The organism is Rhizobium sp. ZK1, from assembly GCF_047782645.1.
Taxonomy (GTDB): domain Bacteria; phylum Pseudomonadota; class Alphaproteobacteria; order Rhizobiales; family Rhizobiaceae; genus Rhizobium.
In genome coordinates this window covers 2,100,005-2,118,882 of the sequence record NZ_CP180586.1, presented here as the reverse complement: position 1 = coordinate 2,118,882, position 18,878 = coordinate 2,100,005, and the positions used below count along the sequence as shown (strand labels likewise).

23 protein-coding genes are annotated in these 18,878 nt (G+C 61.1%); 12 read left to right on the top strand and 11 right to left on the bottom strand.

Annotation, left to right across the window (positions count from 1 at the left end):
* Positions 1-76: 76 nt before the first annotated feature.
* Entirely contained in the window at positions 77-970 is an 894-nt protein-coding gene (locus ACK9YZ_RS10870; protein ID WP_416066600.1) for a LysR family transcriptional regulator, read from the top strand.
* A gap of 36 nt (positions 971-1,006) precedes the next feature.
* Here ACK9YZ_RS10870 and ACK9YZ_RS10865 read toward each other — a convergent pair whose 3' ends face one another.
* Positions 1,007-1,351: a winged helix-turn-helix transcriptional regulator gene (locus ACK9YZ_RS10865; protein ID WP_416066599.1), complete on the bottom strand. Its 345-nt coding sequence runs from the start codon at positions 1,349-1,351 to the stop codon at positions 1,007-1,009.
* A gap of 128 nt (positions 1,352-1,479) precedes the next feature.
* Here ACK9YZ_RS10865 and ACK9YZ_RS10860 point away from each other — a divergent pair, with 128 nt between their 5' ends.
* On the top strand, positions 1,480-2,208 hold the full coding sequence (locus ACK9YZ_RS10860; RefSeq protein WP_416066598.1) for an SDR family NAD(P)-dependent oxidoreductase: 729 nt from the start codon (positions 1,480-1,482) through the stop codon (positions 2,206-2,208).
* A 122-nt stretch (positions 2,209-2,330) separates the two neighbouring features.
* Here ACK9YZ_RS10860 and gltS read toward each other — a convergent pair whose 3' ends face one another.
* Positions 2,331-3,536, bottom strand: a complete 1,206-nt coding sequence (gltS, locus tag ACK9YZ_RS10855; protein ID WP_416066597.1) for a sodium/glutamate symporter — start codon at positions 3,534-3,536, stop codon at positions 2,331-2,333.
* Positions 3,537-3,891: 355 nt separating this feature from the next.
* Here gltS and ACK9YZ_RS10850 point away from each other — a divergent pair, with 355 nt between their 5' ends.
* On the top strand, positions 3,892-4,365 hold the full coding sequence (locus ACK9YZ_RS10850) for a hypothetical protein (RefSeq protein WP_416066596.1): 474 nt from the start codon (positions 3,892-3,894) through the stop codon (positions 4,363-4,365).
* A gap of 85 nt (positions 4,366-4,450) precedes the next feature.
* Here ACK9YZ_RS10850 and ACK9YZ_RS10845 read toward each other — a convergent pair whose 3' ends face one another.
* From ACK9YZ_RS10845 to ACK9YZ_RS10835, 3 genes are all read right to left on the bottom strand, one after another.
* The gene (locus ACK9YZ_RS10845) at positions 4,451-5,107 is read right to left on the bottom strand and encodes a glutathione S-transferase family protein (protein WP_416066595.1); all 657 of its coding nucleotides are present in this window, start codon (positions 5,105-5,107) and stop codon (positions 4,451-4,453) included.
* Between the two features lie 114 nt (positions 5,108-5,221).
* A complete protein-coding gene (locus ACK9YZ_RS10840; protein WP_416066594.1) occupies positions 5,222-6,127 on the bottom strand; it encodes an alpha/beta fold hydrolase in 906 nt (301 codons plus the stop codon).
* A 146-nt stretch (positions 6,128-6,273) separates the two neighbouring features.
* Positions 6,274-6,471 (bottom strand): hypothetical protein, encoded by a 198-nt coding sequence (locus ACK9YZ_RS10835; protein WP_416066593.1) that lies wholly within the window; start codon positions 6,469-6,471, stop codon positions 6,274-6,276.
* A gap of 279 nt (positions 6,472-6,750) precedes the next feature.
* On the opposite strand from ACK9YZ_RS10835, the gene ACK9YZ_RS10830 reads away from it, so the two are divergent.
* Positions 6,751-7,092, top strand: coding sequence for a hypothetical protein (locus ACK9YZ_RS10830; protein ID WP_216758583.1), 342 nt, complete (start codon positions 6,751-6,753; stop codon positions 7,090-7,092).
* Positions 7,093-7,106: 14 nt separating this feature from the next.
* Here the strand turns inward: ACK9YZ_RS10830 and ACK9YZ_RS10825 are convergent, their stop codons facing one another.
* The gene (locus ACK9YZ_RS10825) at positions 7,107-7,961 is read right to left on the bottom strand and encodes a LysR family transcriptional regulator (RefSeq protein ID WP_416066592.1); all 855 of its coding nucleotides are present in this window, start codon (positions 7,959-7,961) and stop codon (positions 7,107-7,109) included.
* Positions 7,962-8,046: 85 nt separating this feature from the next.
* Here ACK9YZ_RS10825 and ACK9YZ_RS10820 point away from each other — a divergent pair, with 85 nt between their 5' ends.
* Positions 8,047-9,018 carry a quinone oxidoreductase family protein gene (locus tag ACK9YZ_RS10820; protein ID WP_416066591.1) on the top strand — a complete coding sequence of 324 codons (972 nt, stop codon included), beginning with the start codon at positions 8,047-8,049 and terminating at the stop codon, positions 9,016-9,018.
* Between the two features lie 142 nt (positions 9,019-9,160).
* On the opposite strand, the gene ACK9YZ_RS10815 is transcribed toward ACK9YZ_RS10820, so the two are convergent.
* Together ACK9YZ_RS10815 and ACK9YZ_RS10810 are read right to left on the bottom strand one after the other, a co-directional pair.
* Complete coding sequence (locus tag ACK9YZ_RS10815; protein WP_416066590.1) at positions 9,161-10,021, bottom strand: transglutaminase-like domain-containing protein; 861 nt, start codon at positions 10,019-10,021, stop codon at positions 9,161-9,163.
* Between the two features lie 76 nt (positions 10,022-10,097).
* Positions 10,098-10,631, bottom strand: a complete 534-nt coding sequence (locus tag ACK9YZ_RS10810; protein ID WP_416066589.1) for an RBBP9/YdeN family alpha/beta hydrolase — start codon at positions 10,629-10,631, stop codon at positions 10,098-10,100.
* 103 nt (positions 10,632-10,734) lie between these two features.
* On the opposite strand from ACK9YZ_RS10810, the gene ACK9YZ_RS10805 reads away from it, so the two are divergent.
* On the top strand, positions 10,735-11,211 hold the full coding sequence (locus tag ACK9YZ_RS10805) for an Lrp/AsnC family transcriptional regulator (RefSeq protein WP_216758577.1): 477 nt from the start codon (positions 10,735-10,737) through the stop codon (positions 11,209-11,211).
* Between the two features lie 139 nt (positions 11,212-11,350).
* Here the strand turns inward: ACK9YZ_RS10805 and ACK9YZ_RS10800 are convergent, their stop codons facing one another.
* Positions 11,351-11,551 (bottom strand): hypothetical protein, encoded by a 201-nt coding sequence (locus ACK9YZ_RS10800; RefSeq protein WP_216758576.1) that lies wholly within the window; start codon positions 11,549-11,551, stop codon positions 11,351-11,353.
* Between the two features lie 754 nt (positions 11,552-12,305).
* On the opposite strand from ACK9YZ_RS10800, the gene ACK9YZ_RS10795 reads away from it, so the two are divergent.
* The 5 genes from ACK9YZ_RS10795 (at position 12,306) to ACK9YZ_RS10775 (ending at position 14,683) form a co-directional block, all read left to right on the top strand.
* Positions 12,306-12,767, top strand: a complete 462-nt coding sequence (locus ACK9YZ_RS10795) for a DUF4168 domain-containing protein (protein WP_416066588.1) — start codon at positions 12,306-12,308, stop codon at positions 12,765-12,767.
* A gap of 257 nt (positions 12,768-13,024) precedes the next feature.
* The gene (locus ACK9YZ_RS10790) at positions 13,025-13,582 is read left to right on the top strand and encodes an NUDIX hydrolase (protein ID WP_416066587.1); all 558 of its coding nucleotides are present in this window, start codon (positions 13,025-13,027) and stop codon (positions 13,580-13,582) included.
* A gap of 64 nt (positions 13,583-13,646) precedes the next feature.
* Complete coding sequence (locus ACK9YZ_RS10785; protein WP_416066586.1) at positions 13,647-14,000, top strand: ArsR/SmtB family transcription factor; 354 nt, start codon at positions 13,647-13,649, stop codon at positions 13,998-14,000.
* Positions 13,990-14,481, top strand: coding sequence for an SRPBCC family protein (locus tag ACK9YZ_RS10780; protein ID WP_416066585.1), 492 nt, complete (start codon positions 13,990-13,992; stop codon positions 14,479-14,481). The genes ACK9YZ_RS10785 and ACK9YZ_RS10780 overlap by 11 nt, the downstream gene beginning before the upstream one ends.
* A 13-nt stretch (positions 14,482-14,494) precedes the next feature.
* Positions 14,495-14,683, top strand: a complete 189-nt coding sequence (locus ACK9YZ_RS10775; RefSeq protein WP_416066584.1) for a GNAT family N-acetyltransferase — start codon at positions 14,495-14,497, stop codon at positions 14,681-14,683.
* An 85-nt stretch (positions 14,684-14,768) separates the two neighbouring features.
* Here ACK9YZ_RS10775 and ACK9YZ_RS10770 read toward each other — a convergent pair whose 3' ends face one another.
* Entirely contained in the window at positions 14,769-15,515 is a 747-nt protein-coding gene (locus ACK9YZ_RS10770; RefSeq protein ID WP_416066583.1) for a glucose 1-dehydrogenase, read from the bottom strand.
* Between the two features lie 106 nt (positions 15,516-15,621).
* On the opposite strand from ACK9YZ_RS10770, the gene ACK9YZ_RS10765 reads away from it, so the two are divergent.
* Positions 15,622-15,966: a helix-turn-helix domain-containing protein gene (locus ACK9YZ_RS10765; protein ID WP_416066582.1), complete on the top strand. Its 345-nt coding sequence runs from the start codon at positions 15,622-15,624 to the stop codon at positions 15,964-15,966.
* Positions 15,967-15,993: 27 nt separating this feature from the next.
* On the opposite strand, the gene ACK9YZ_RS10760 is transcribed toward ACK9YZ_RS10765, so the two are convergent.
* Positions 15,994-18,855 carry an ATP-binding protein gene (locus ACK9YZ_RS10760; RefSeq protein ID WP_416066581.1) on the bottom strand — a complete coding sequence of 954 codons (2,862 nt, stop codon included), beginning with the start codon at positions 18,853-18,855 and terminating at the stop codon, positions 15,994-15,996.
* Positions 18,856-18,878 lie beyond the last annotated feature (23 nt).

Genomic DNA, 18,878 nt, shown 5'->3' with positions numbered 1-18,878 from the left:
GGAGACTGTCATTCCTGTTTCCGTTACGGTAGCCTGCAACAGTGCCAAGCTGTGTCGCGGAATGGGGAACGCTGAATTGGAAATCGAAGATCTCAGGACATTCGTCGAAGTTGCCGATGCCGGGGGTGTTTCGCCCGCCGCGCGGCGGCTCGGCATCTCCAAGTCGATGGTCAGCCGGCGGCTCATCCGGCTCGAAGCCGAACTCGGCGTCCAGCTTCTGGCACGGACGACACGCGGCGCGGCGCTCACGGAAGCGGGGATCACCTTTCGGGACCATGCGGCAAGGGTCGGTGCGGAGATCGACGCGGCCAGGGAAACGATCCTGCCTTCCGGTGACCTGCGCGGCCGGCTGCGTGTTGCCGTGCCGCTGTCCTTCGGCCCCAGCCACTTCGCACACGTGCTGGCGCAGATGGCGCAACGCCATCCTGAACTGCACATTCATGCCTCCTACAGCGATCGCTTCGTCGATCTCATCGCCGAGGGTTTCGATTGCGCGATCCGGGTCGGCTATCTGCCGGATTCCAACCTGGTCGCAAGACGCATCGGCCCGCTCTACGGAAAGCTGGTCGCAAGCCCGGACTATATCAGGAGGCATGGCGCCCCCGAGACGCCGGAGGATCTCGCCGGCCATGAGGCCCTCATGCAGGGAACGGAACCCTGGCAATTCCTCGACGGAGACGAGATCGTCACGGTTCATCCGCGGGGACGCTTCAAGGCGGACAACGCGCTCGCTCTTGCGGCCGCCGCCCTGGCGGGGCTCGGCATAGCCTGGATCCCCGAAGGCGTAACGCATGAGTATATCGCTTCCGGCGCGCTGGTGCCGGTCATGACCCGCTATCCGCCACCGCCGGCGGGCATCTATCTCGTCCGCCCGGCGGGGCCGCATCCCGCACGGAAGATCCGCGTCCTCACGGAGATGCTGATCGATTGTTTCGTGGAGGCTCCGCCGCCTTTGGGCGGGGGGCGCTGAGGCACCGATGGCGCAAGGTCCGGTTGCCCGGCGCTCTCATCTGGCGGTATCTGTGGTCGCTTCCAGGCGATTGCGCTCAATTTCATTCATATTCGACAGAACCCAGCGCGTCAGCTGCGTTAAAGGCTCGGCAAGGGACCTGCCGAGGGTGGTAAGACTATATTCCACCTGAGGCGGGATTGTCGGATAGACCTTTCTGGAAACGAGACCATCGTTTTCAAGGGCACGCAAGGTGCGTGTCAGCATCTGCTGGCTGATGCCCCCGATAAGCCGGCGCAGTTCGTTAAATCTCCTCGGACCATCGAGCAGCATCGTGATCGTCATGATCGTCCACTTGTCACCAATGCGGCCAAGCATCTGGCTGATTGAACGACAGTCCATGCTCGTTCCCGGTTGCGGCGGCGGGGTAGGTAAATCCATGTGACCAGGCCCTAAATTTATGCGTTCTTGTGCCGATGCAGTCTGGCAGACATATCTAGTCAGCGAAACATACTACCACAGGAGATGTCATGACTGACCAGAAAACAATCGCGATTTTTGGTGCCGGCACAGGGTTGGGTGCTTCCGTCGCAAGACGCTATGGAAAGGCCGGATTCCGCGTCGCCCTCGTCGCCCGCAACGCCCAGTCTCTGGACCAGAGGGTGTCCGAGCTGTCGGCGCAGGGCATAGACGCAACTGCCTTTCCCGGCGATCTCAATGAGATCGACGCAATCGCGGCTCTGGTGGAAAAGATCGAGGGTAAGTCGGGTCCAATTCACACCGCCGTTTTCGCGCCTGTCGGCAGCTTTCGTATGCTTCCGGCTGTCGATCTGACGACCGCCTTGCTCAAGAAACTCGTCAATATCCTGACCTTGGCTCCAGTCGAAGTCGTCCGTGCGGTATTGCCGGGTATGCTTGCTCGCGGCAATGGGGCGATCATCGTCGCGGACGGTCTTTCGGCGGTAACGCCAATGCCCGGATTGAGCGGCCCAGGACCGGCCTTTGCCGCCACGCGCAATTACATCCTCGGCCTCCATGAAGAGATCAAGGCGCGCGGCGTGTTCGCCGGGATGCTCCACATCGGTGCCATGATCGACAACTCCACCGGCCTTCGAGTCGCGGCGGCAAGTGGCATGCCGCTCGATGATCCGCGCTTGACGACAATCGATCCCGACGTACTTGCCGAGGAAATCTGGTCGATGGCGGCCGACCGGTCTCGTGCCGAGTCGATCCTGCCAGCCAGTCGCTATCCGCATTGATCAACGGGCCATCATAAGGGGCCGGCGGCAACACCGCTGGCCCCGCTCAAGATGAGCTTTGTTCCACGCATAGCCCGCCGTTGCGATCTCCTCACATCACGGCATAGCGGGCGCAGGACCAATCACCGGACAAGGAACCCAAGCACGGCTGCGTTTGCAAGATCGATGAAGAATGCGGAGACGAGCGGCAGGATGATGAATGCGACGGTCGCTGCTCCGTGGATTTTGGTGACCGCCGTCATGTTGGCTATTGCCGTGGGAGTAGCGCCGAGCGAAATTCCGCTAAAGCCGGCGGAAATGACCGCCGCATTGTAGTTGCGCCCCATGGCCGGAAACACGACGAAGATGATGTAGACGACGGCCGCAAGCGTCTGCACCGCCAGCACGATCGCCAGCGAAAGGCCGAGCCCGCTCAGGCCCCACAACTGCATGCTCATCAAGGACATCGCCAGGAATACGTTCAGCGAGAGATCGGATATGAGTGCCAGACCGCGGGTGTGCGTCGGCCAAGGCAGGCCCGGCGCCAGGATCGGAATGCTGTTCGTCATCGCGATGGCGACCAGCAGACAGACGACGAAGAGCGGCAGATTGATGCCGGCTTCCAGGATGATCTCGTGCAGGGCGTAGCCGATGATGATTGCAATATTGGTGACCAGCAATGTGCGCAACAGGCTGATGTAACTGACATCGTCTTCCTGGCCGGCAACGGCATCCCGCGGCACGCCGATCGTCAACTCCTCGTCCTTGGGGCCGCTCAGGCCATTCCGGGTAATCAGATATTGTGCGATCGGCCCGCCGATGAGGCTGGCGATGACCAGGCCGAACGTTGCGCTGGATATGCCGATTTCGAGAGCATTCGTGAGACCGAAACGGCTCGACACGATCGGAGCCCAGGCAATCGTCGTGCCGTGTCCGCCGATCAGCGAGGTCGAGCCGAGAAGGATCGCCATGCCCGGCGGAAGACCGAGCGCCGCGCCCGCTCCCATGGAGATGAGGTTCTGGATCACGAGAAACGCAAGCGTGAGGGCCAGCAGGATGAGAAACGGCTTGCCTCCGGCAAGGAGATCGGAGACCCGCGCGTTCAGGCCGACGCCGGTGAAAAAGTAAAGCAGCAGCATGTCGCGTGCGCCAAGCGTGAAGCTGATCTCGATGTCGAAGAACTCATAGGCGATAAGCGTCACGAAGGCTGCCAGCAGCCCGCCCGTGACCGCCTCCGGGATGCTCCAGCGGGCGAGGGCAGGGATGAGCCGATTGAGGTTCGCGCCGGCGAAGAACACGAGGATCGCTATGGTGAACGACAGCAGTCCCGGGACCTCGATTGTCGACATGTGCCACCTTTACCGCCAGACGCGCCTTGTCGGTTGCAAAACACTGACACACGCGCTTTGACCGGACCAGTGAAAATATCGATTTGTCGGCTCGCTGCTCCCAGATCCACTCGGGTAGTTCTTACGCTTGGCGGACGAAGGTGTTGTCCCTGCAGATGGCAGGCGGCAGGTTTGGTTTGCTCACGCTGGCTGCTTCAAAGCCACGCCGGTTGATCCGCCGGATGCGCCGCCCGATTTTAGATTCAGCATATTTTTGATCTTTCAGAACGGCTGCGCCTCCAGATCGGCCGTTCGTTTGCCACCACCTCAACCAAAATTATGCACTGGTATTGCCAGTTAATCAGGAGAGAGGCTCATGGACATCTACCGGAAATTGCTGGTCTTGGGAATGAACGAGGCGATCAAGCAGGGCGGAATATCCCTTGCTGCCCCGGCCGGTAACGGTCCAACCGACGAGGATGGTTACCTGTTTGCCGGTATTGCCGGATATCCGTCCGTGGTGCTCTGGGAAAGCATCAGCTACGGCGAGTTGCGTGTTTCGGTCTGGTGGAACTACGACCATTCGAAACACCCTCAAGCCGAAGCCTCAGGGAACCAACGCGAGACATTCTGTCTCAGCAAGCCGTTAGCCAACAGAGTCCAATACCGGAGATTCGTCGGCGCGACCGCCAGCGCCTGGCTCGAGCGGAAAACGGGCAGGTACCTTATGGGGCGCGGAAGACGCTATGTATTCGACACCTATCTTCGAGCTGACATGAAGGAAAAGCTTCATGCCATTCCTGATCCAAAACCGGAAGGCTATGAAGCCGAGGGGCGATTCTTCTTTTAGGGCGCCGCGCTCGCGGATATCGCAACGCGAGCGGCTCATAACGCAAAACGGCCATGCCTTTTGCCGCCCACTGGCCCCGCAGGACCTATTGCCCGCCAGCCGATATGGCCAGGAACACCGCCTTCTGCGCCTCGAAAGCACGCTTATATGCAGGGCGCAACTGCCCGCGTGCGATATAGGCGCAGAGGTTGGGGTATTCCTCCAGCAGGGGCGATCCCTCCAGCCTCAAGAGCACCGAGATCATCTGCAGGTCGCCGGCGCTGAAATCGCCGTCCAGCCAGTCGGCAGTGCCGAGCCGGGCTGAGAGTTCGCCGAGCCGTTTGCGGATGCGCTCGTGGACGTAGGCCAGGCGCTCCTCGTACCAGGGCTCCTTGCCTTCCTGGAATCTGGCGGTTTCGCGGTCGACGATGACGGGTTCCATCGTCGAGACGGCGGCGAAGATCCAGGCGATGGCGCGGGCGCGGGCGTTGGCATCGTCAGGCAGCAGGCCCGGATAGTGTTCGGCGATGTGCAGGATGATCGCGCCGGATTCGAAGAGGGCGAGAGCGCCGTCCTCATAGGTCGGGATCTGCCCGAAAGGCTGAAGCGCCAGATGGGCAGGCTCTCTCATCGCCTTGAACGAGACGAGGCGGACCTCATAGGGCTGCCCCACTTCTTCGAGCGCCCAGCGAACGCGCATGTCGCGCGCCAGGCCCCTGCCGCGATCGGGCGAGCGTTCGAAGGCGGTAATGGTGATCGTCATGATCGTTCTCCCTGATCTAGCCATCTGGAAGACGAGCGGCCGGGCGGGAATCCGACAGCAGGATGATGGAAATCGTTTTCGCGCAAGGCAAGCGGAGCCGACCCTGCCAGGCGGTCATGGCGAAGTCGTCGGGGCCGCCTTTGATAGATCGAGGATAGCCGATGCGAAGGCGTGAGGCGCCTCCTGCGGTAAATTGTGACCGGCGCCGGGTATGATCCGCCGTTCGTATCTCGCTTTGAAGTGGCGTTCATCGAGGTCGATCGTTGCCGGAGGATCGACGCCATCGTCTCTACCTTGAAGAACAATCGTCGGTACCGTGATATCGGGCTGCCTTGCCAATCGATCTTCTATGGCAGCAACACCGGGATCCCCGGGGCTGTAGCCGAAGCGGTGCCTGTAGGAGTGAATGACGACATCGACGAAATCGGGATTGTCGAAAGACGAGGCAGTGCGGTCGAAGGTTGCGTCATCGAACATCCATGTCGGCGACCAGATTTTCCAGATGAATTCGCACACGCCCCGGCGGTTTTGTTCCAAGGCCTTGCGACCGCGTTCGGAGTGGAAATAATACTGATACCAGTATCGGGCTTCTTCCTCCGGCGGCACGGGGTCTCCGGCTCGAGCGATGTTCTGAATGTTGTAGCCCACGCCGCAACTGACCAAACCGCGTACCCGAGCTGGCCAGAGAGCCGCAACGATGCACGTTGCACGCCCGCCCCAGTCATAGCCGCCAAGAAAAGCGGTCTCTATCGAGAGCGCCTCCAGCAATGCCATCAGGTCCGCGCCCAAGGCAGCCTGTTCACCGGAACGCGGGGTTTTTCCGGAGATGAACCTTGTGGCTCCAAAGCCTCGGAGAAAAGGCACAATGCAGCGGTGGCCGGAGGCTGCCAGTATTTCCGCCGTCTGGTCGTAGGCGTGTGCGTCATAAGGGAAGCCGTGTAACAATATGGTTGGCACCCCATCTGCCGGGCCTGTGTCGAAATAGGCAATATCCAGCGTTCCAGCACGGACGTTTTTCATATCGATGCCCCCGGGAGAGAATTCACCTTAACGCGGTCGTGCATCTGGTCAATGCCGCCTCAGTCGCTGGCTCTGGAGGGCAGGGCGCAAAAAAAACCCGCCTGGCTAGGGCGAGCCGAAGGTTGCCCTGGTCGGGCAGGGGAACGTCAAACGGTGGAAAGAGCCTCGCCGCTCCGGGCCTCCGGAGTTGCAGGCCGCGGACCAGCGGTTTCGTGGCCACGCGCCTGCCGCCGGCTGGCGGTATCGAGCAGCGTGGCGAAGGAGGCAAGGCTGATCCTGTCGGCGCGCAGCACTTGGCGGATCAGCGGATCCCTCAGCATCTCCGATGCGGTCATCTCATTCATTGCCTGTCCTCCCATCGGCTGTCCTTCATGACTTTACCTATGGTAGGTGATCTTTGTAAAGAATGCATGTCAGGGTGGTGGCAAAAACAAGGCAAAGGCGGTTTCATCGGTCCAGCCTCTTCCACGGCGCTTCTTGCAGCGTAGATTGCTAGGAAGCATGGACGACTGGAAGGCTCATTCGTCGGACATTAGATAGGGCAAGCGTTTTCGCCGCCGGGAAACCGCCCAACACTGGTGTCCGGGCAAGCCTATCAACCGATCGAAGCAGAGATATGCCCCATGGATGAGAGCTGCCCCGTCCTCACCCCTGCCGAACGGCAGGTCAACGAAATCCTGAGACGAACCGAACAGGCCATGTTTGCGACGGTGCGCAAGGCCATCGAGGACGCCAGGAACCGGGCCGGCGAAGAGCTGCAGGCTGTCGGATCTCGGGAGATGCTGCCGGCCTATGACTATTTTGCCGCCGTGATGCATCAGAAACTGTTCCTGATGTTATGCGGCGCCGATCCCGATACTTTCGAGGGCGGGAATCCCGAGATCGCCGCGCGTCTCCTCGACAATGGCCGCAACATTTCCACCCATTACTGGACAGGCAAAGACCCGGCGAAGTCTGCCGGCTAAAGCACCTTCACATCTCAAAACGCTCCCTTCAGCGCCTCCATGACAACCCTGATGGCCGGCACATCCCTGATCTCGGCGTGGACCACCAGCCACACGTCCCGCGTCAGCGGATCTTCGTCCTCGATCCGCTCAAGCCCATCCGGCACCGCGAAATCCGGCAGCATGACGACACCGCCGCCGAGCCTTGCGGCGGCGGCCTGGAACTCCAGGACGGAGGAGCGGATGGCGATCGGCCGGCCGGCGGCGCGGTCGAAGAGGCGCAGTTGCTGCGGCGAGGCGTTCATGCCCTCGTCATAGCCGATGAAGGTCCATTGCGCCTCCGGCACGGTTTCGAGATAGGCCTTCGATGCATAGAGATGGAAGGCCATCTGCCCGACTTTGGTGATGGCATAGTCGCCATCTTCCGGCCGCGACAGCCGCACCGCGATATCCGCCTCCCGGCGGTTCAGCGAGGCGAGCCGTTTTTCGCCCACGAGCGTGATCTCGATGCCCGGATGCTGCCGCCTGACGGAGACGACAGGTTCTGCGAGAAGTACGCTCGACAGCGCCGGCGGGGCGCTGATCCGCACATGGCCGCGCATGTCGGTGGCGCTCGTGCGGCCAAGCTGCTCGATAACAGCCGTCTGCTGCGCGACGAGGGCCGCGTGCCTCGCGACCTCTTCGCCATCGGCGGTCAGGACGATGCGCCGCCCGCGGCGGTCGACGAGCTTGCGGCCGAGGTTCTTCTCGAGCGCGCTGACGCGCCGGCTGATCGTCGCGTGCTCAACGCCGATCTGCCGTGCCGCCCCGAGAAAGGTTCCGGCCTGCGCCAGCGCCAGGAAATGCCTGATGTCGTCCCAGTCTATGTGTGTGAATTTCTTCCCAATCATTGCGCGACAATAGGGAATTTTCACACATAAGGCCACCGGCTAGTTTGTCTTCCTGTAACGGAGCCCCCACAAAGGAAATTGAACGATGAGCGACCAGATCGTCCTGCTGAATGCCCCCGGCGATGTCACCCAGTTCCGGCTGCAGGATCAGCCGCCGCAATCCCCCGCTGCAGGCGAGATCAAGGTCCGTCATCAGGCCATCGGCACCAATTTCCTCGATGTCTATCACCGCAAGGGGCTCTACGCGCTGCCCTCCTATCCCGCCGTCATCGGCGTGGAGGCGGCGGGCGTCGTGGAAGAGGTCGGCCCCGATGTCACGGCGTTTTCGCCGGGTGACCGCGTTGCCTATGCCGGCCCGCCGGTCGGCGCCTATGCCTCCACCAGGATCATGCCAGCCGAGAGGGTGATTGCGCTTCCCGATGCGGTCTCGGTGAAAGTGGCCGCAGGCTCGCTGCTCAAGGGCATGACCGCCTACATGCTCATGAAGAAGGTCACAGAGGTCGCCGACGGCAGCATCGTGCTGATCCATGCGGCCGCCGGCGGGCTTGGCAGCATTCTCGTGCGCCTGGCGAAGTCGCTGGATGCCACTGTCATCGGCACGGTCAGTTCGCCCCAGAAGGCGGCCCTTGCCACATCCTATGGCGCCGATCACCTGATCGTCGGGAGAGGGGCCGATATCGTCGCCGAAGTGAAGCGGCTGACGGGCGGAAACGGCGTCGATGTCGCCTATGACGGCATCGGCGGCGACATGCTCTTGAAGAGCATCCGCGCCGTGCGCCCCTTCGGCACCGCCGTCACCATCGGCCAGGCCGCCGGCCCCATCCCGCCCGTTGCCGTCGAAGAGCTTCGGCCCGGCAAATCGCTCTCGCATCCGAGCATCATGGCCTGGTGCGCCGATACCGGCCGCTACCGCGAGGCCGCGGAGGCTGCGATATCAGCCATGGAAAGGGGCATCGTCTGCGAGATATCCGGCGAATACGGCTTGGCGGAGGTTGCGAAGGCGCATGAGGAGATGGAGACGGGCCGGTCGGCGGGGAGCCTCTTGCTGCTGCCGTGATGAGGATAAGCAAGACCTGCCGCAGCCAATTGCCGTATTTTGGTGATTGCACGAACGACGTTCAGAGAACCGCAATCAACGGCAGCTCCGTCCCGTATAGCTGCCGATGTCGCACCCCCCGAAACCTGCAACGTAGCGTGTATTATAAACTGCGCAATACGACAGCTACAGCCTCGCCTTGTGGAAAGCTGATAACCTCCTCTGGTAAAGGCCAGTCCGCTAAAGCCTCCGGCTCGTCCTCCCCATCGACACTGACGGTCCTGAGCCGTGAAGCGAGTTGGTCGAACGTTATCCGCGCCTGATGCGACAACTCGGTTGAAACTGGGGAGAGGTCCTTTGTTGGACCCCAGTAATCCCACGGTTTCAGTTCCAGCTTACGCAAGGCGGCCATTTCTCGAAGCAGGCTTCCCGCGACGAACCACTCTCCGCTAAGGCCGAGACTCGACACGCCAAATCGGGAGGCGATCTCCGGCTCGTCCTTGATCCGAAACCATGCCTCGCTTGCCGTCAGGAACCGCTCGCGCGGCACGTCCAGCGTATCGAAGGAAACTCCCCCGATCGCTGCAAACTCCACATCGAGCCGTTTCCAACGCGCGCCGTCATGCCATTCGCAAAGCCAATGATCTTCCCAATGTCCAGGCGCCAGATAATCGGCAAACCCGACACGGAGGCGAGCCGGGGTGCCGCGCTCACGAAATCGACTAACCGCCAGTATCGCGAAATCCCGGCATACGCCGCCGACCTTGTGCTGTGCGGAAACGCCGTCAAGCAAATTGCGTTTTACGGCGAGAGCCAGAAGCTCCGCCACCGAACGAAGCTCCAGATCGGCGGCCTGTTCAGGTTTGAAGCCTCGTTCTTCGGACTCGGCGCCGCGAGGATGCTGCATGAACGAGCTGATCCACCGGGCAATTGACTTAGGCTCGACGCCACCGCGCATCAAGGTTTCGCGATAGCGGCCAGGTTCCGAGTAGACGCTGTGGGAAGCATAGAAGGATTTGTGCATTGGTGTCTCTTTCACTTGAGATTGAGACACGACAAGAAGGGCAAATTTTCAAAAATTGTCAATCGAGCGACGCGGGCTACAGGCGGCCCGCGAAGTTTCTCACGAGCGCCAGGCCTTCCGGCCAATCGCCAAGTTCGCTTTGGCCGTTGATGTGGCCTGCCGCACCGATCACCGTCAACGCGCTTCCCCATTGCTCTGCCCGCATCTCGGCATAGGGCAGCGAACCATAGGGATCATCGGTACTTGCCACGATGAGAGAGGGAAATCGAAAGCGCGTCCGGGGTGCCTCTGCGAAGCTTGCCGCCTGCGCGGGAAAAGCCGGAGACGCCGGATCCGGCACGGCGACCAGAATTGCCCCCTTGATCGGCAGATCGGAAACCTCATGCCAATGGGCAACGAGCAGGCAGGCGAGGCTGTGGGCCACCAGAACGGGCGGTGTTTGCGCCGCACGCACGGCCTGCTCCAGTGCCGCGATCCAGTCGGAAAGATCCGGCTCGTCCCAGCTCGCAGGGTCGAAACGGCGGATGGAGGGATCGGCGCTCTCCCAACGGCTTTGCCAATGGAGCGCGCCGGAATTGCCGATGCCCGGCAGATGAATGATTTCGGTCATGTGTCGCCTCTCGTGGTTATGGCGTCAACATGACCGTTTACTCAGAGAGGATAAATTGGCATTCATCGGAAAAGTTCACCGTAAACCGATGGATTCAAAGTCGATGGCAAAAACTTTCGATAGTCGTGCCGAACTCGATCCGACCGACATTGCCATGATCGAAACCTTGCAGGGCGACGGGCGCATCAGCGTTTCCGAACTTGGAAGAAGGGTCGGCCTCTCTCAGCCGGCGGCCTCAGAACGGCTGAAGCGGCTTGAAGAACGCGGCATCATCAGCGGCTACAGGGCTGTCATCGATCCTGCTTCGGTCGGGCTCGGAATGATGGCGATCATACGCCTGCGCACCACGCACGAATATATCAAGACCTGCCTGAAGCAGTTTTCGGAAATGCCTGAGGTCATCGAGGTTTTCAGGCTGACGGGAGAAGACTGCTTCCACCTGAAAGTCATCGTGCCTTCGCCGGCGGAGCTTGAAAGCATCGTCGATGCCATTGCCCGCTACGGTTCGGTCAACACTGCGATCGTTTTACGCAGCGAGCCTCCCAAACCGATCGGGCGCGCGCTCATAATGAAGGGTTGATTTCGCAGCGCGATAGAAGTGTCTGCCAGGCTCAAACAGCGGCGTCGTATCGCAGCGCGATACGACGAACTCGCCGCTTTCGTCAGTTTTTACGCATGTCGTTGCCGCAAAACCGCGACACACTTTTGCGCGACATGCTTTAGTTCGATCTCACCGTCTTGCTGGCGATCAGCATCACGAGCTCTTCCGAGGCATCGGCAAGCGCGAGCGCCAATTCCGCTGCTGACCATCCATGTTTCTGCAGATTGGTGAGCATTCCCATCATTGCGATTTCGACGTCCCTTCTGCAGTTCGCAGTCTCTCTCAATTCGATGTGGTTCTGGTCTTCGGTCGTAATCATCTTAGCCTCCGTTTGCCCATGAGAGGGCAGCTCGCATCAGAATTCTCCAGTTTCGATAGAATGGGGTTGCGCGTGAGCATCAGGCTCCTACGCATCGACTCAAGCGCCTGAACTTGCGCGCAACCCCTCGCTTCGTCACACATGGCCTTGCCATCGAGCGCCTCAATCCTCCCCCCCAGCTGAGAGATCGAGGAGGCCTGTGCAGCCGGTTATAAGAATTCTTTTAGCGGCTGCGGGTTGTGTGGCGAAGAGGCTCCACAATAGGCCGAAGCCTATGCAGAACACGCTCGGATGTTTCCCGGACAGTTCATGGCCGTCCTCCTCGTATTCTCTGTTTCTTCTTGAATTAACGCCGTTTCACCTGGAATTGCTCCGTCTCTTCGCGGCGCTGGCAGGTGAAATATTCTGGTCTCTTCCGTCTTCATTCAGGAATTGACCGTGGCTATTTAAATACAGCCATGGGACGCAATTGTCCTTATCTTCGCGTACGGAAAATTATCGTTCCGTCCATTTCTGCTCCAAAAGGAGTATGAGACGGTATGAGAGGGTGGATGCAGGCATGACGGACGAAAGCACCGTCGATCGCGATCCAGGTCACAAAGCCGCCGCTCAATCGTCAGCAAATTGCCCCGCCACCGCCGCACCGTGCCCTCTTAAAGGTCCATCGTTGCGACCTCGCCAGCCTCAAGCGGCTAAGCGATCGACCGAGGCGGTCCTGCTGCCGATCAAATCATGCACGTGAAAAGGAATGACCATGATCACTCGTTACACACCCGTCGCAACGATGAGCGCTGCGGTCTTCTGCCTGCTTGCTCTCAGCCCGGCATTCGCCGAGGATATGGCCCAGGCGCAACAGCAGCCGCCGGCGCAGGGCCAGGCGCCGATGCAGGGGCAGACGCCGATGCAGAGCGGCGACAATGGTGCAGCCGCCCCCGTCAGCGATCAGAAAATCGAGGCCTTTGCCGTCGCCTATCTGCAGGTCGACAAGGTCAGGAAGGAATATTCGGCCAAAATCGGCGCGACGAAGGACGAGGCTGCGAAGCAGAAGCTGCAGGAAGAAGCCAAGAAGCAGATGGTCGACACCGTCGAGGCCTCCAAGGACATCTCTGTCGAGGAATACTCGTCGATCCTGACAGCCGCACAAAGCGACCCGGCTCTCGCGAAGAAGGTTCTGGAAAAGATCGGCACCCCGCCGCCGGCGCAGCAGCAGCAATAAGGCTACGCGCTTCTGCACAATCCTCAAATCGCAGAGGATTACGTCGAGGAATACAGCGCGATCTGGGGCAAGGTCAGCACCATCCTGGGCTGGCTCCCCTGATCGCCGCTGAGTGTCGCTCGTCCGATTTCCGTGACGCAAACTCCCACAGACCGTGCGAAAACTGCAATGAATTTCGCAAGGCGGTACCATGGCCGACGGGCGCGCATCGGACTAATCTTCGGAAATCGGCGAGTTCGAAACGGGAGGATTTTCGAATGGAGGACGACGGCTGGACGGTGATCAAATCCACGACGATCCTTCGGGATCGGTGGCTGAATTTGCGCGCCGACGACTGCCTGACGTCAAGCGGCGTGAGGATTTCTCCCTATTATGTGCTTTCCTATCCCGACTGGATCAATATCGTTGCGATCACCACCGACGATCGCCTCCTGCTCGTTCGCCAGTACCGGCATGCGGCGGGCAGGTTCTTCCTGGAAATACCGGGGGGCGGGCTCGACGAGCGGGATATCGACAGTGAAAAGGCAGCCCGCCGCGAACTGGAGGAGGAAACCGGCTACATTGCCGAGAACTGGCAATTGGTCAGCACGCTCTACCCGAATCCGGCCTCACACACGAACCGTCTTCACACCTTTCTCGCAACCGGTGCCGAGCCCCGATTTCAGCAACGGCTCGATGCCGGCGAGGAGGGCCTGACCGTTCATGCCCTTCCCATTGCGGAGGTGCTGGACGGATTGCAGACCGGCCTGATCGGGCAGGCCCTTCATGTCTCGTCCATTCTTCTGGCGCTCCAGGTTGCCGGACGGCTGAGATGATAAGCCGGGCACGCCGGCCGGTTCCCTTGCGTGCCGCTCATTCCTGGGCTATAAACTGAACCAAATGGTTCAGTATTCGTCAGCTCGTCTTGATACCTCGTTCGCCGCGCTTTCGGACGCCACCCGGCGCGGCGTTCTGGAGCAGCTCGGACGTGCGGACGCTTCGATCACGGACCTTGCCGAAAAGTTTCACATGACCCTTACGGGCATGAAGAAGCATGTCGGCATCCTGGAGCAGGCAGGGTTCGTCACCACTCAGAAGGTCGGGCGCGTGCGGACCTGTAGGCTCGGCCTGCGCCGGCTGGAGGAGGAGGCGGCCTGGATCGAGAGCTACCGCCGGCTCTGGGACGCGCGCTTCGATGCATTGGATAATCTTGTCGAGGAATTGAAACGGAAGGAGAAGGACGATGGAGAGTAAGCCTGGCCTGACGAAGAACCCCACGACGGTGGAGCGCAAGTCCGAGCGTGAGCTGGTCGTTACGCGAACCTTCAACGCTCCCGCGCGCATCGTGTTCAAGGCATGGACCACGCCCGAGCTGTTCATGCGGTGGTGGGCGCCGAAGTCGATGGGCGTTCCGCTGCTGTCCTGCGAAATGGATGTTCGCACCGGCGGCACATACCGTCTCGTGTTCGGCCAGGATGCCTCGAACTCCTGGGCCTTCTTCGGCAAGTATCTCGAGGTGATACCGAACGCGCGGCTCGTCTGGACCAATGAAGAAGAAGAGGACGGCGCCGTGACCACGGTCACCTTCGAGGAAAAAGACGGCAAGACGCTGCTGATCTTCCACGAACTCTATCCCTCGAAGGAAGCTCTTGAGGCCATGGAGGACGGGATGCTGCCCGAGCAGTTCGAGCAGCTGGACGAGCTTCTCGTCACGCTCGGCGCGGGAAAGGCGTGAGGACTTTGGCTTGATGCCCGAGGATCAGGGCCGTCGTCTCGGACCCTATCTCCTGGATTGGTCGCTCAAGGAGATATGGGCTCATCTGCCTGAGCGCGTGTGGCTCCACACCGACACATGGGATCATCCGAAAGCCAAGGCCACTTACGAGCGCATCGGTTTCAAGGCCTATGCCGAAGTCTGGGAAGAGTTTGCGGACTGATCCCGAGTCGGGAGCCGTCGCCTGCCACGGCGAACCGGGGCAGGGTGCGTGCCCCTAAAAGAGCACGCACGGCATCAATAGACGATCAGCGAAAACCGCCGGCGGCAGTCACTCGCTCGCCGGTCAGCCAGTCTGCATCGTCAGACGCGAGGAAGGTCGCGACCCTGGCGATGTCGTCGGGCTGGCCGATGCGCCCAAGCGGGGTCTGGGCCACAGCGTTGTGCTCGAAATCGGAGCCGACGAAGCCTGCACTATGCGTGCCTTCGGTCTCGACCATGCCGGGGAGGATGGCGTTGACGCGGATCTTGCGCGGGCCGAGCTCCTTTGCGAGCACGCCGGTGATGGCGTCCACGGCCCCCTTGGTGCCGGTATAGACGGCGGAGGCGGGCGGAGTGAGGCTCGTTACCACGGACGAGATGTTGATCACGCTGCCGCCCTCGCCAATGTGTTTGACGGCGGCCTGGGTGGTCAGCAGGAGGCCGAGAACGTTGACGTTGAACTGGCGGTGATAGTGTTCCTCGGTGATCTCGTCGATCGCGGCGAATTCGTAGACGCCGGAATTGTTGACCAGTACGTCGAGACGGCCGAATTCCTTGATCGCAGCGTCGATCAATCCCTGTGCCTGCTCGGCCTTCGAAACATCGCCCTGGACCGCGATGGCCTTGCCGCCGGCGGCAGCGATCGCTTCGACGACGGCGTCTGCACCCGCCTTGCTCGAGGCGTAGTTCACCACCACTTTTGCACCCTCTGCGGCGAGCGCCCTGGCAATCGCAGCGCCGATTCCCTTGGAGGCACCTGTCACGACGGCGACTTTTCCAGCAAGCTTAGACATATCAGTTCCTTTCGACCCGGAGTGCCGCCGGTTGTGGCGGCTTCGTTCCGTAGTTCAGAAATTCGGAACTGTTGATCTCGATTTCAAGTGACCCTATATAAAATTCATGAGACCGCTCTTTCATCCAGCCATCGAGGACCTGAAGCCGGAGGCGATCCTGTATGCGCTCTCCGATCCCGAGCGTGTGGCGATCTTTGCGCAGATCGCGGGCGTCGGCTCCAGCGGCACGTGTACTGCGCTTGCCAATCTGGGCGGGCGCGTCATCCCCAAATCATCGCTGTCGCAGCATATGAAAGTGCTGCGCGAGGCTGGCCTCATCCGGGGCGAGCGTCATGGCGTGGAGATGCGCAACCATTCGCGCTGCCAGGAAGTGGACGCCCGATTCCCCGGTCTGATCGCGGCCATCCTGAGCGCTTACGGACGGCCGCCGGAAGTAGTGAATGCAGGCTGACCGCTTTCAGCCCTTCAGCGGAAAGTTTTAAGGCCGTGCGAATGAGGCGAGCAGGTGGGCTGCGGCGGCAAGGTCGTACGTTTCGAAACCCTCGGTGAATTCGTTATAAGCAGATTGCAGTATCTTGCGTGCATCATGCGCTCGCGACGAGACATGCCAGAGCCTTGCGAGATCGCAGGCCGATCGCAATCGCCACGACAAGGCGCCGATTTCCTGGGCCAGCGCGATCGACTCGATGAGAAGCGTCTCCGCCTCGTCAGGCCGGACCTCGGCCATGAGAATGGAAGCCCGGATGCGCAGGAGCTCGGGAACGCACCACTGCTCGTTCTGCGCATGGGCGCAATCGAGCGCTTCCTGGATGGCGGCGGCGGCCTCCGCCAGGCGGCCGCACCTGGCCAAATCGTCCGCAAAGCCGCCGAGATAGAAGGGGAACCGCGCCAGATGCCGGATGGCACGGAACTCCCCGACAGCTTCTTCGAGCAGGCCCAGCCCTTCGACCGCCATATCGTCCTGAGCGCATGCCACGGCACCGCGACAGAAGATTGCAACCGGTCGCCAGATGACGATGCCATGCCGCACGATCTGCTCGTCGAGCATCGCGGCAATACGGCCGCAGTCCTGGTAACGCCGGCTCATGAGGAAGGTCAGGCTCGCCCATGCGAGCGCATTGCTCAGCGAAAGCTCATGCCCGGTCTTTCGCGCGAGCGCGATCGTCACTTCCGTCGTCTGCACGGCCGTGTCGGTGAAACCCGTAAGCCACTGTATGTGCGACAGGATGTTCCCGACGTCGACATTTCTGTCATACAGGAAACGCGCGAACCGCGGGTCGTTGGAATCTTTCAAATCGTTGCCGTAGAAACGTTCAATCCGTTGCCGGGCGCCTTCAAACCGGCCTATGAACAGGTCGGCTACGGCCAGATGCGTCTCGCCGGCCGGCAAAGCGGAAGGATCCGCCGCGGCGGCGACTGTGCCGAAGGTTTCAAGCGTTGCGATCCCGGCATCGTGTTCGCCGCCGAACAACTGATACGCACCGATCATCCGCAGGCAACGGAGTTGGTGGTCGACATCGCCGATCCGAACGGCGATTTCCAGCGCCCGTCGCATGGCGTCCATTGCCTCGGGTATAGCGCCGCGCATGAACATCGTCGCGCCTGCAAACGACACCTGAAGCTGCATCTCGACCGCCGTTCCGACAAGTCCGACTGCATCCAGTTCCTCGAGCGCCCGGGCGACGCGAATGCGGCATTCTTCGGTCAGAGAGAAGTGGTTCCAGAGCAGGCATCCCGCGACACAGAGCCGGATGTGCAGCGCCCTATCCGCGGCAGCCCCTCCGGTCCAGTCCAGCGCCGAGCGCAAGTCGTCGAGCGTGCCTCCATAGGCCTGTGCCCAATCCGGGGCCGGCATCTCGGCCCATTCGCTCGCCGCGTGCTCCAGAACCGCACAAATATGGGCCGCGTGCCGATGGCGGACGGCCTCTTCCTCGCCGCTCAGCTGCAGCCGTTCGAGACAGTATCCGCGCGTCGTCTCCAGCAGGCGGTAGGCAAGCGTGTCGGCAACGACATCCACTGAAAGCAAGGATTTTGCGACCAGGTTGGCGACGTCGTCGATGACCCGCACCCGTTCGAGGCCGTCACCGGCGACGGCGCAGGCCGCATCGAGACTGAACGGACCGGAAAAGACCGACAGCCGGCGAATGACCACGCATTCGCTCCCAGAGAGAATATCGTAGCTCCAGTCGATCACCGCCGTCAGCGTGCCATGGCGCTCGGGACTGGCGCGATGCCTGCTCAGCAGCCGAAATCGATCGTCCAGATGCGCGAGTAATCCGTCCGTGCCGAAGGAATCCACACGCGTCGCCGCAAGCTCGATCGCCAAGGCAAGACCATCGAGCCGCCGGCAAATTTCCGAGACTGTCGGCGCGTTGGTGTCGCTGAGCTGGAACGATTCAAGCCGGTCGGTCGCGCGATCTGCGAAGAGTTGGATGGCGGGATAGTTGAGCGCTTCCACAGCTTTCAGGTCGGAGGAAGCGGGCGGCGCGCCCAGGCCCGATAGCCTGCGGACGCGTTCGCCTCTCACACCGAGCGGCTCCCGGCTCGTGGCGAGAATCCTTATGCCTGGAGCTTCGGTCAGGATTCGATCCGCACAGAAGGCAGCAGATTCGATGATGTGTTCGCAATTATCGAACACAAGGAGCATTTCGCAATCGCGGAGGTAGCTGCCCAATGCAGCGAGCATGTTCGCAGAATGCGTTGCCAGACCGATTGCACTCGCAATGGCAAAGGGCACAAGCGAGGGATCCTTCAACGGCGCCAGATCGATCAGCCAAACGCCGTCTCCGAACGACCCGATCTTCTGCTCGGCGACGGCCAGCGCAACCGTTGTCTTTCCGATGCCGCCGGCACCGACGACCGAGACCAGCCGGGATGCCTCCAGATCGCGTATGACGTCATCAATCGCATCAGCCCGCCCGAAGACTCTCGTGGTCGCGATCGGCAAATTGTGTCTGCGAATTGCCGCGGCGGTTGAAGATGGCGCGAAACCAGACAATCCATTGACCGCGACTGGCGCGATGAACCGGTAGCCCCGGCCCGTAACGGTGGCAATGTACTGCGCCGCTCCAATGCCATCGCCGAGGGCTCGTCTCAAGGCAGCCATGTTGACCTTGAGGTTGCCATCATCGACGAAAACGTCTGGCCAGACGCGCGCCATCAACTCGCTCTTGTTCACGAGTTCGCCCGGGCGCTCGACCATGACCGTCAGGATGTCAAGCGCGCGGCCTCCAATCCGAACCGGGGCATCGCCTTGCAAGAGCAGCTGGCGCTCGGGAATGAGCACGAAAGGCCCAAAGGAGAAGGATCGGGAAGGCCGCTCGGCAAGGTCGCTCGTCACAATCTTTTTCCTTCGATGAAGGT

Coding starts and splice junctions, on each gene's coding strand:
- ACK9YZ_RS10865 (WP_416066599.1), bottom strand. CDS start 1,351: ATGGACTGTCGTTCAATCAGCCAGATGCTTGGCCGCATTGGTGACAAG.
- ACK9YZ_RS10860 (WP_416066598.1), top strand. CDS start 1,480: ATGACTGACCAGAAAACAATCGCGATTTTTGGTGCCGGCACAGGGTTG.
- gltS (WP_416066597.1), bottom strand. CDS start 3,536: ATGTCGACAATCGAGGTCCCGGGACTGCTGTCGTTCACCATAGCGATC.
- ACK9YZ_RS10850 (WP_416066596.1), top strand. CDS start 3,892: ATGGACATCTACCGGAAATTGCTGGTCTTGGGAATGAACGAGGCGATC.
- ACK9YZ_RS10845 (WP_416066595.1), bottom strand. CDS start 5,107: ATGACGATCACCATTACCGCCTTCGAACGCTCGCCCGATCGCGGCAGG.
- ACK9YZ_RS10840 (WP_416066594.1), bottom strand. CDS start 6,127: ATGAAAAACGTCCGTGCTGGAACGCTGGATATTGCCTATTTCGACACA.
- ACK9YZ_RS10835 (WP_416066593.1), bottom strand. CDS start 6,471: ATGAATGAGATGACCGCATCGGAGATGCTGAGGGATCCGCTGATCCGC.
- ACK9YZ_RS10830 (WP_216758583.1), top strand. CDS start 6,751: ATGGATGAGAGCTGCCCCGTCCTCACCCCTGCCGAACGGCAGGTCAAC.
- ACK9YZ_RS10825 (WP_416066592.1), bottom strand. CDS start 7,961: ATGATTGGGAAGAAATTCACACACATAGACTGGGACGACATCAGGCAT.
- ACK9YZ_RS10820 (WP_416066591.1), top strand. CDS start 8,047: ATGAGCGACCAGATCGTCCTGCTGAATGCCCCCGGCGATGTCACCCAG.
- ACK9YZ_RS10815 (WP_416066590.1), bottom strand. CDS start 10,021: ATGCACAAATCCTTCTATGCTTCCCACAGCGTCTACTCGGAACCTGGC.
- ACK9YZ_RS10810 (WP_416066589.1), bottom strand. CDS start 10,631: ATGACCGAAATCATTCATCTGCCGGGCATCGGCAATTCCGGCGCGCTC.
- ACK9YZ_RS10805 (WP_216758577.1), top strand. CDS start 10,735: ATGGCAAAAACTTTCGATAGTCGTGCCGAACTCGATCCGACCGACATT.
- ACK9YZ_RS10800 (WP_216758576.1), bottom strand. CDS start 11,551: ATGATTACGACCGAAGACCAGAACCACATCGAATTGAGAGAGACTGCG.
- ACK9YZ_RS10795 (WP_416066588.1), top strand. CDS start 12,306: ATGATCACTCGTTACACACCCGTCGCAACGATGAGCGCTGCGGTCTTC.
- ACK9YZ_RS10790 (WP_416066587.1), top strand. CDS start 13,025: ATGGAGGACGACGGCTGGACGGTGATCAAATCCACGACGATCCTTCGG.
- ACK9YZ_RS10785 (WP_416066586.1), top strand. CDS start 13,647: ATGGTTCAGTATTCGTCAGCTCGTCTTGATACCTCGTTCGCCGCGCTT.
- ACK9YZ_RS10780 (WP_416066585.1), top strand. CDS start 13,990: ATGGAGAGTAAGCCTGGCCTGACGAAGAACCCCACGACGGTGGAGCGC.
- ACK9YZ_RS10775 (WP_416066584.1), top strand. CDS start 14,495: ATGCCCGAGGATCAGGGCCGTCGTCTCGGACCCTATCTCCTGGATTGG.
- ACK9YZ_RS10770 (WP_416066583.1), bottom strand. CDS start 15,515: ATGTCTAAGCTTGCTGGAAAAGTCGCCGTCGTGACAGGTGCCTCCAAG.
- ACK9YZ_RS10765 (WP_416066582.1), top strand. CDS start 15,622: ATGAGACCGCTCTTTCATCCAGCCATCGAGGACCTGAAGCCGGAGGCG.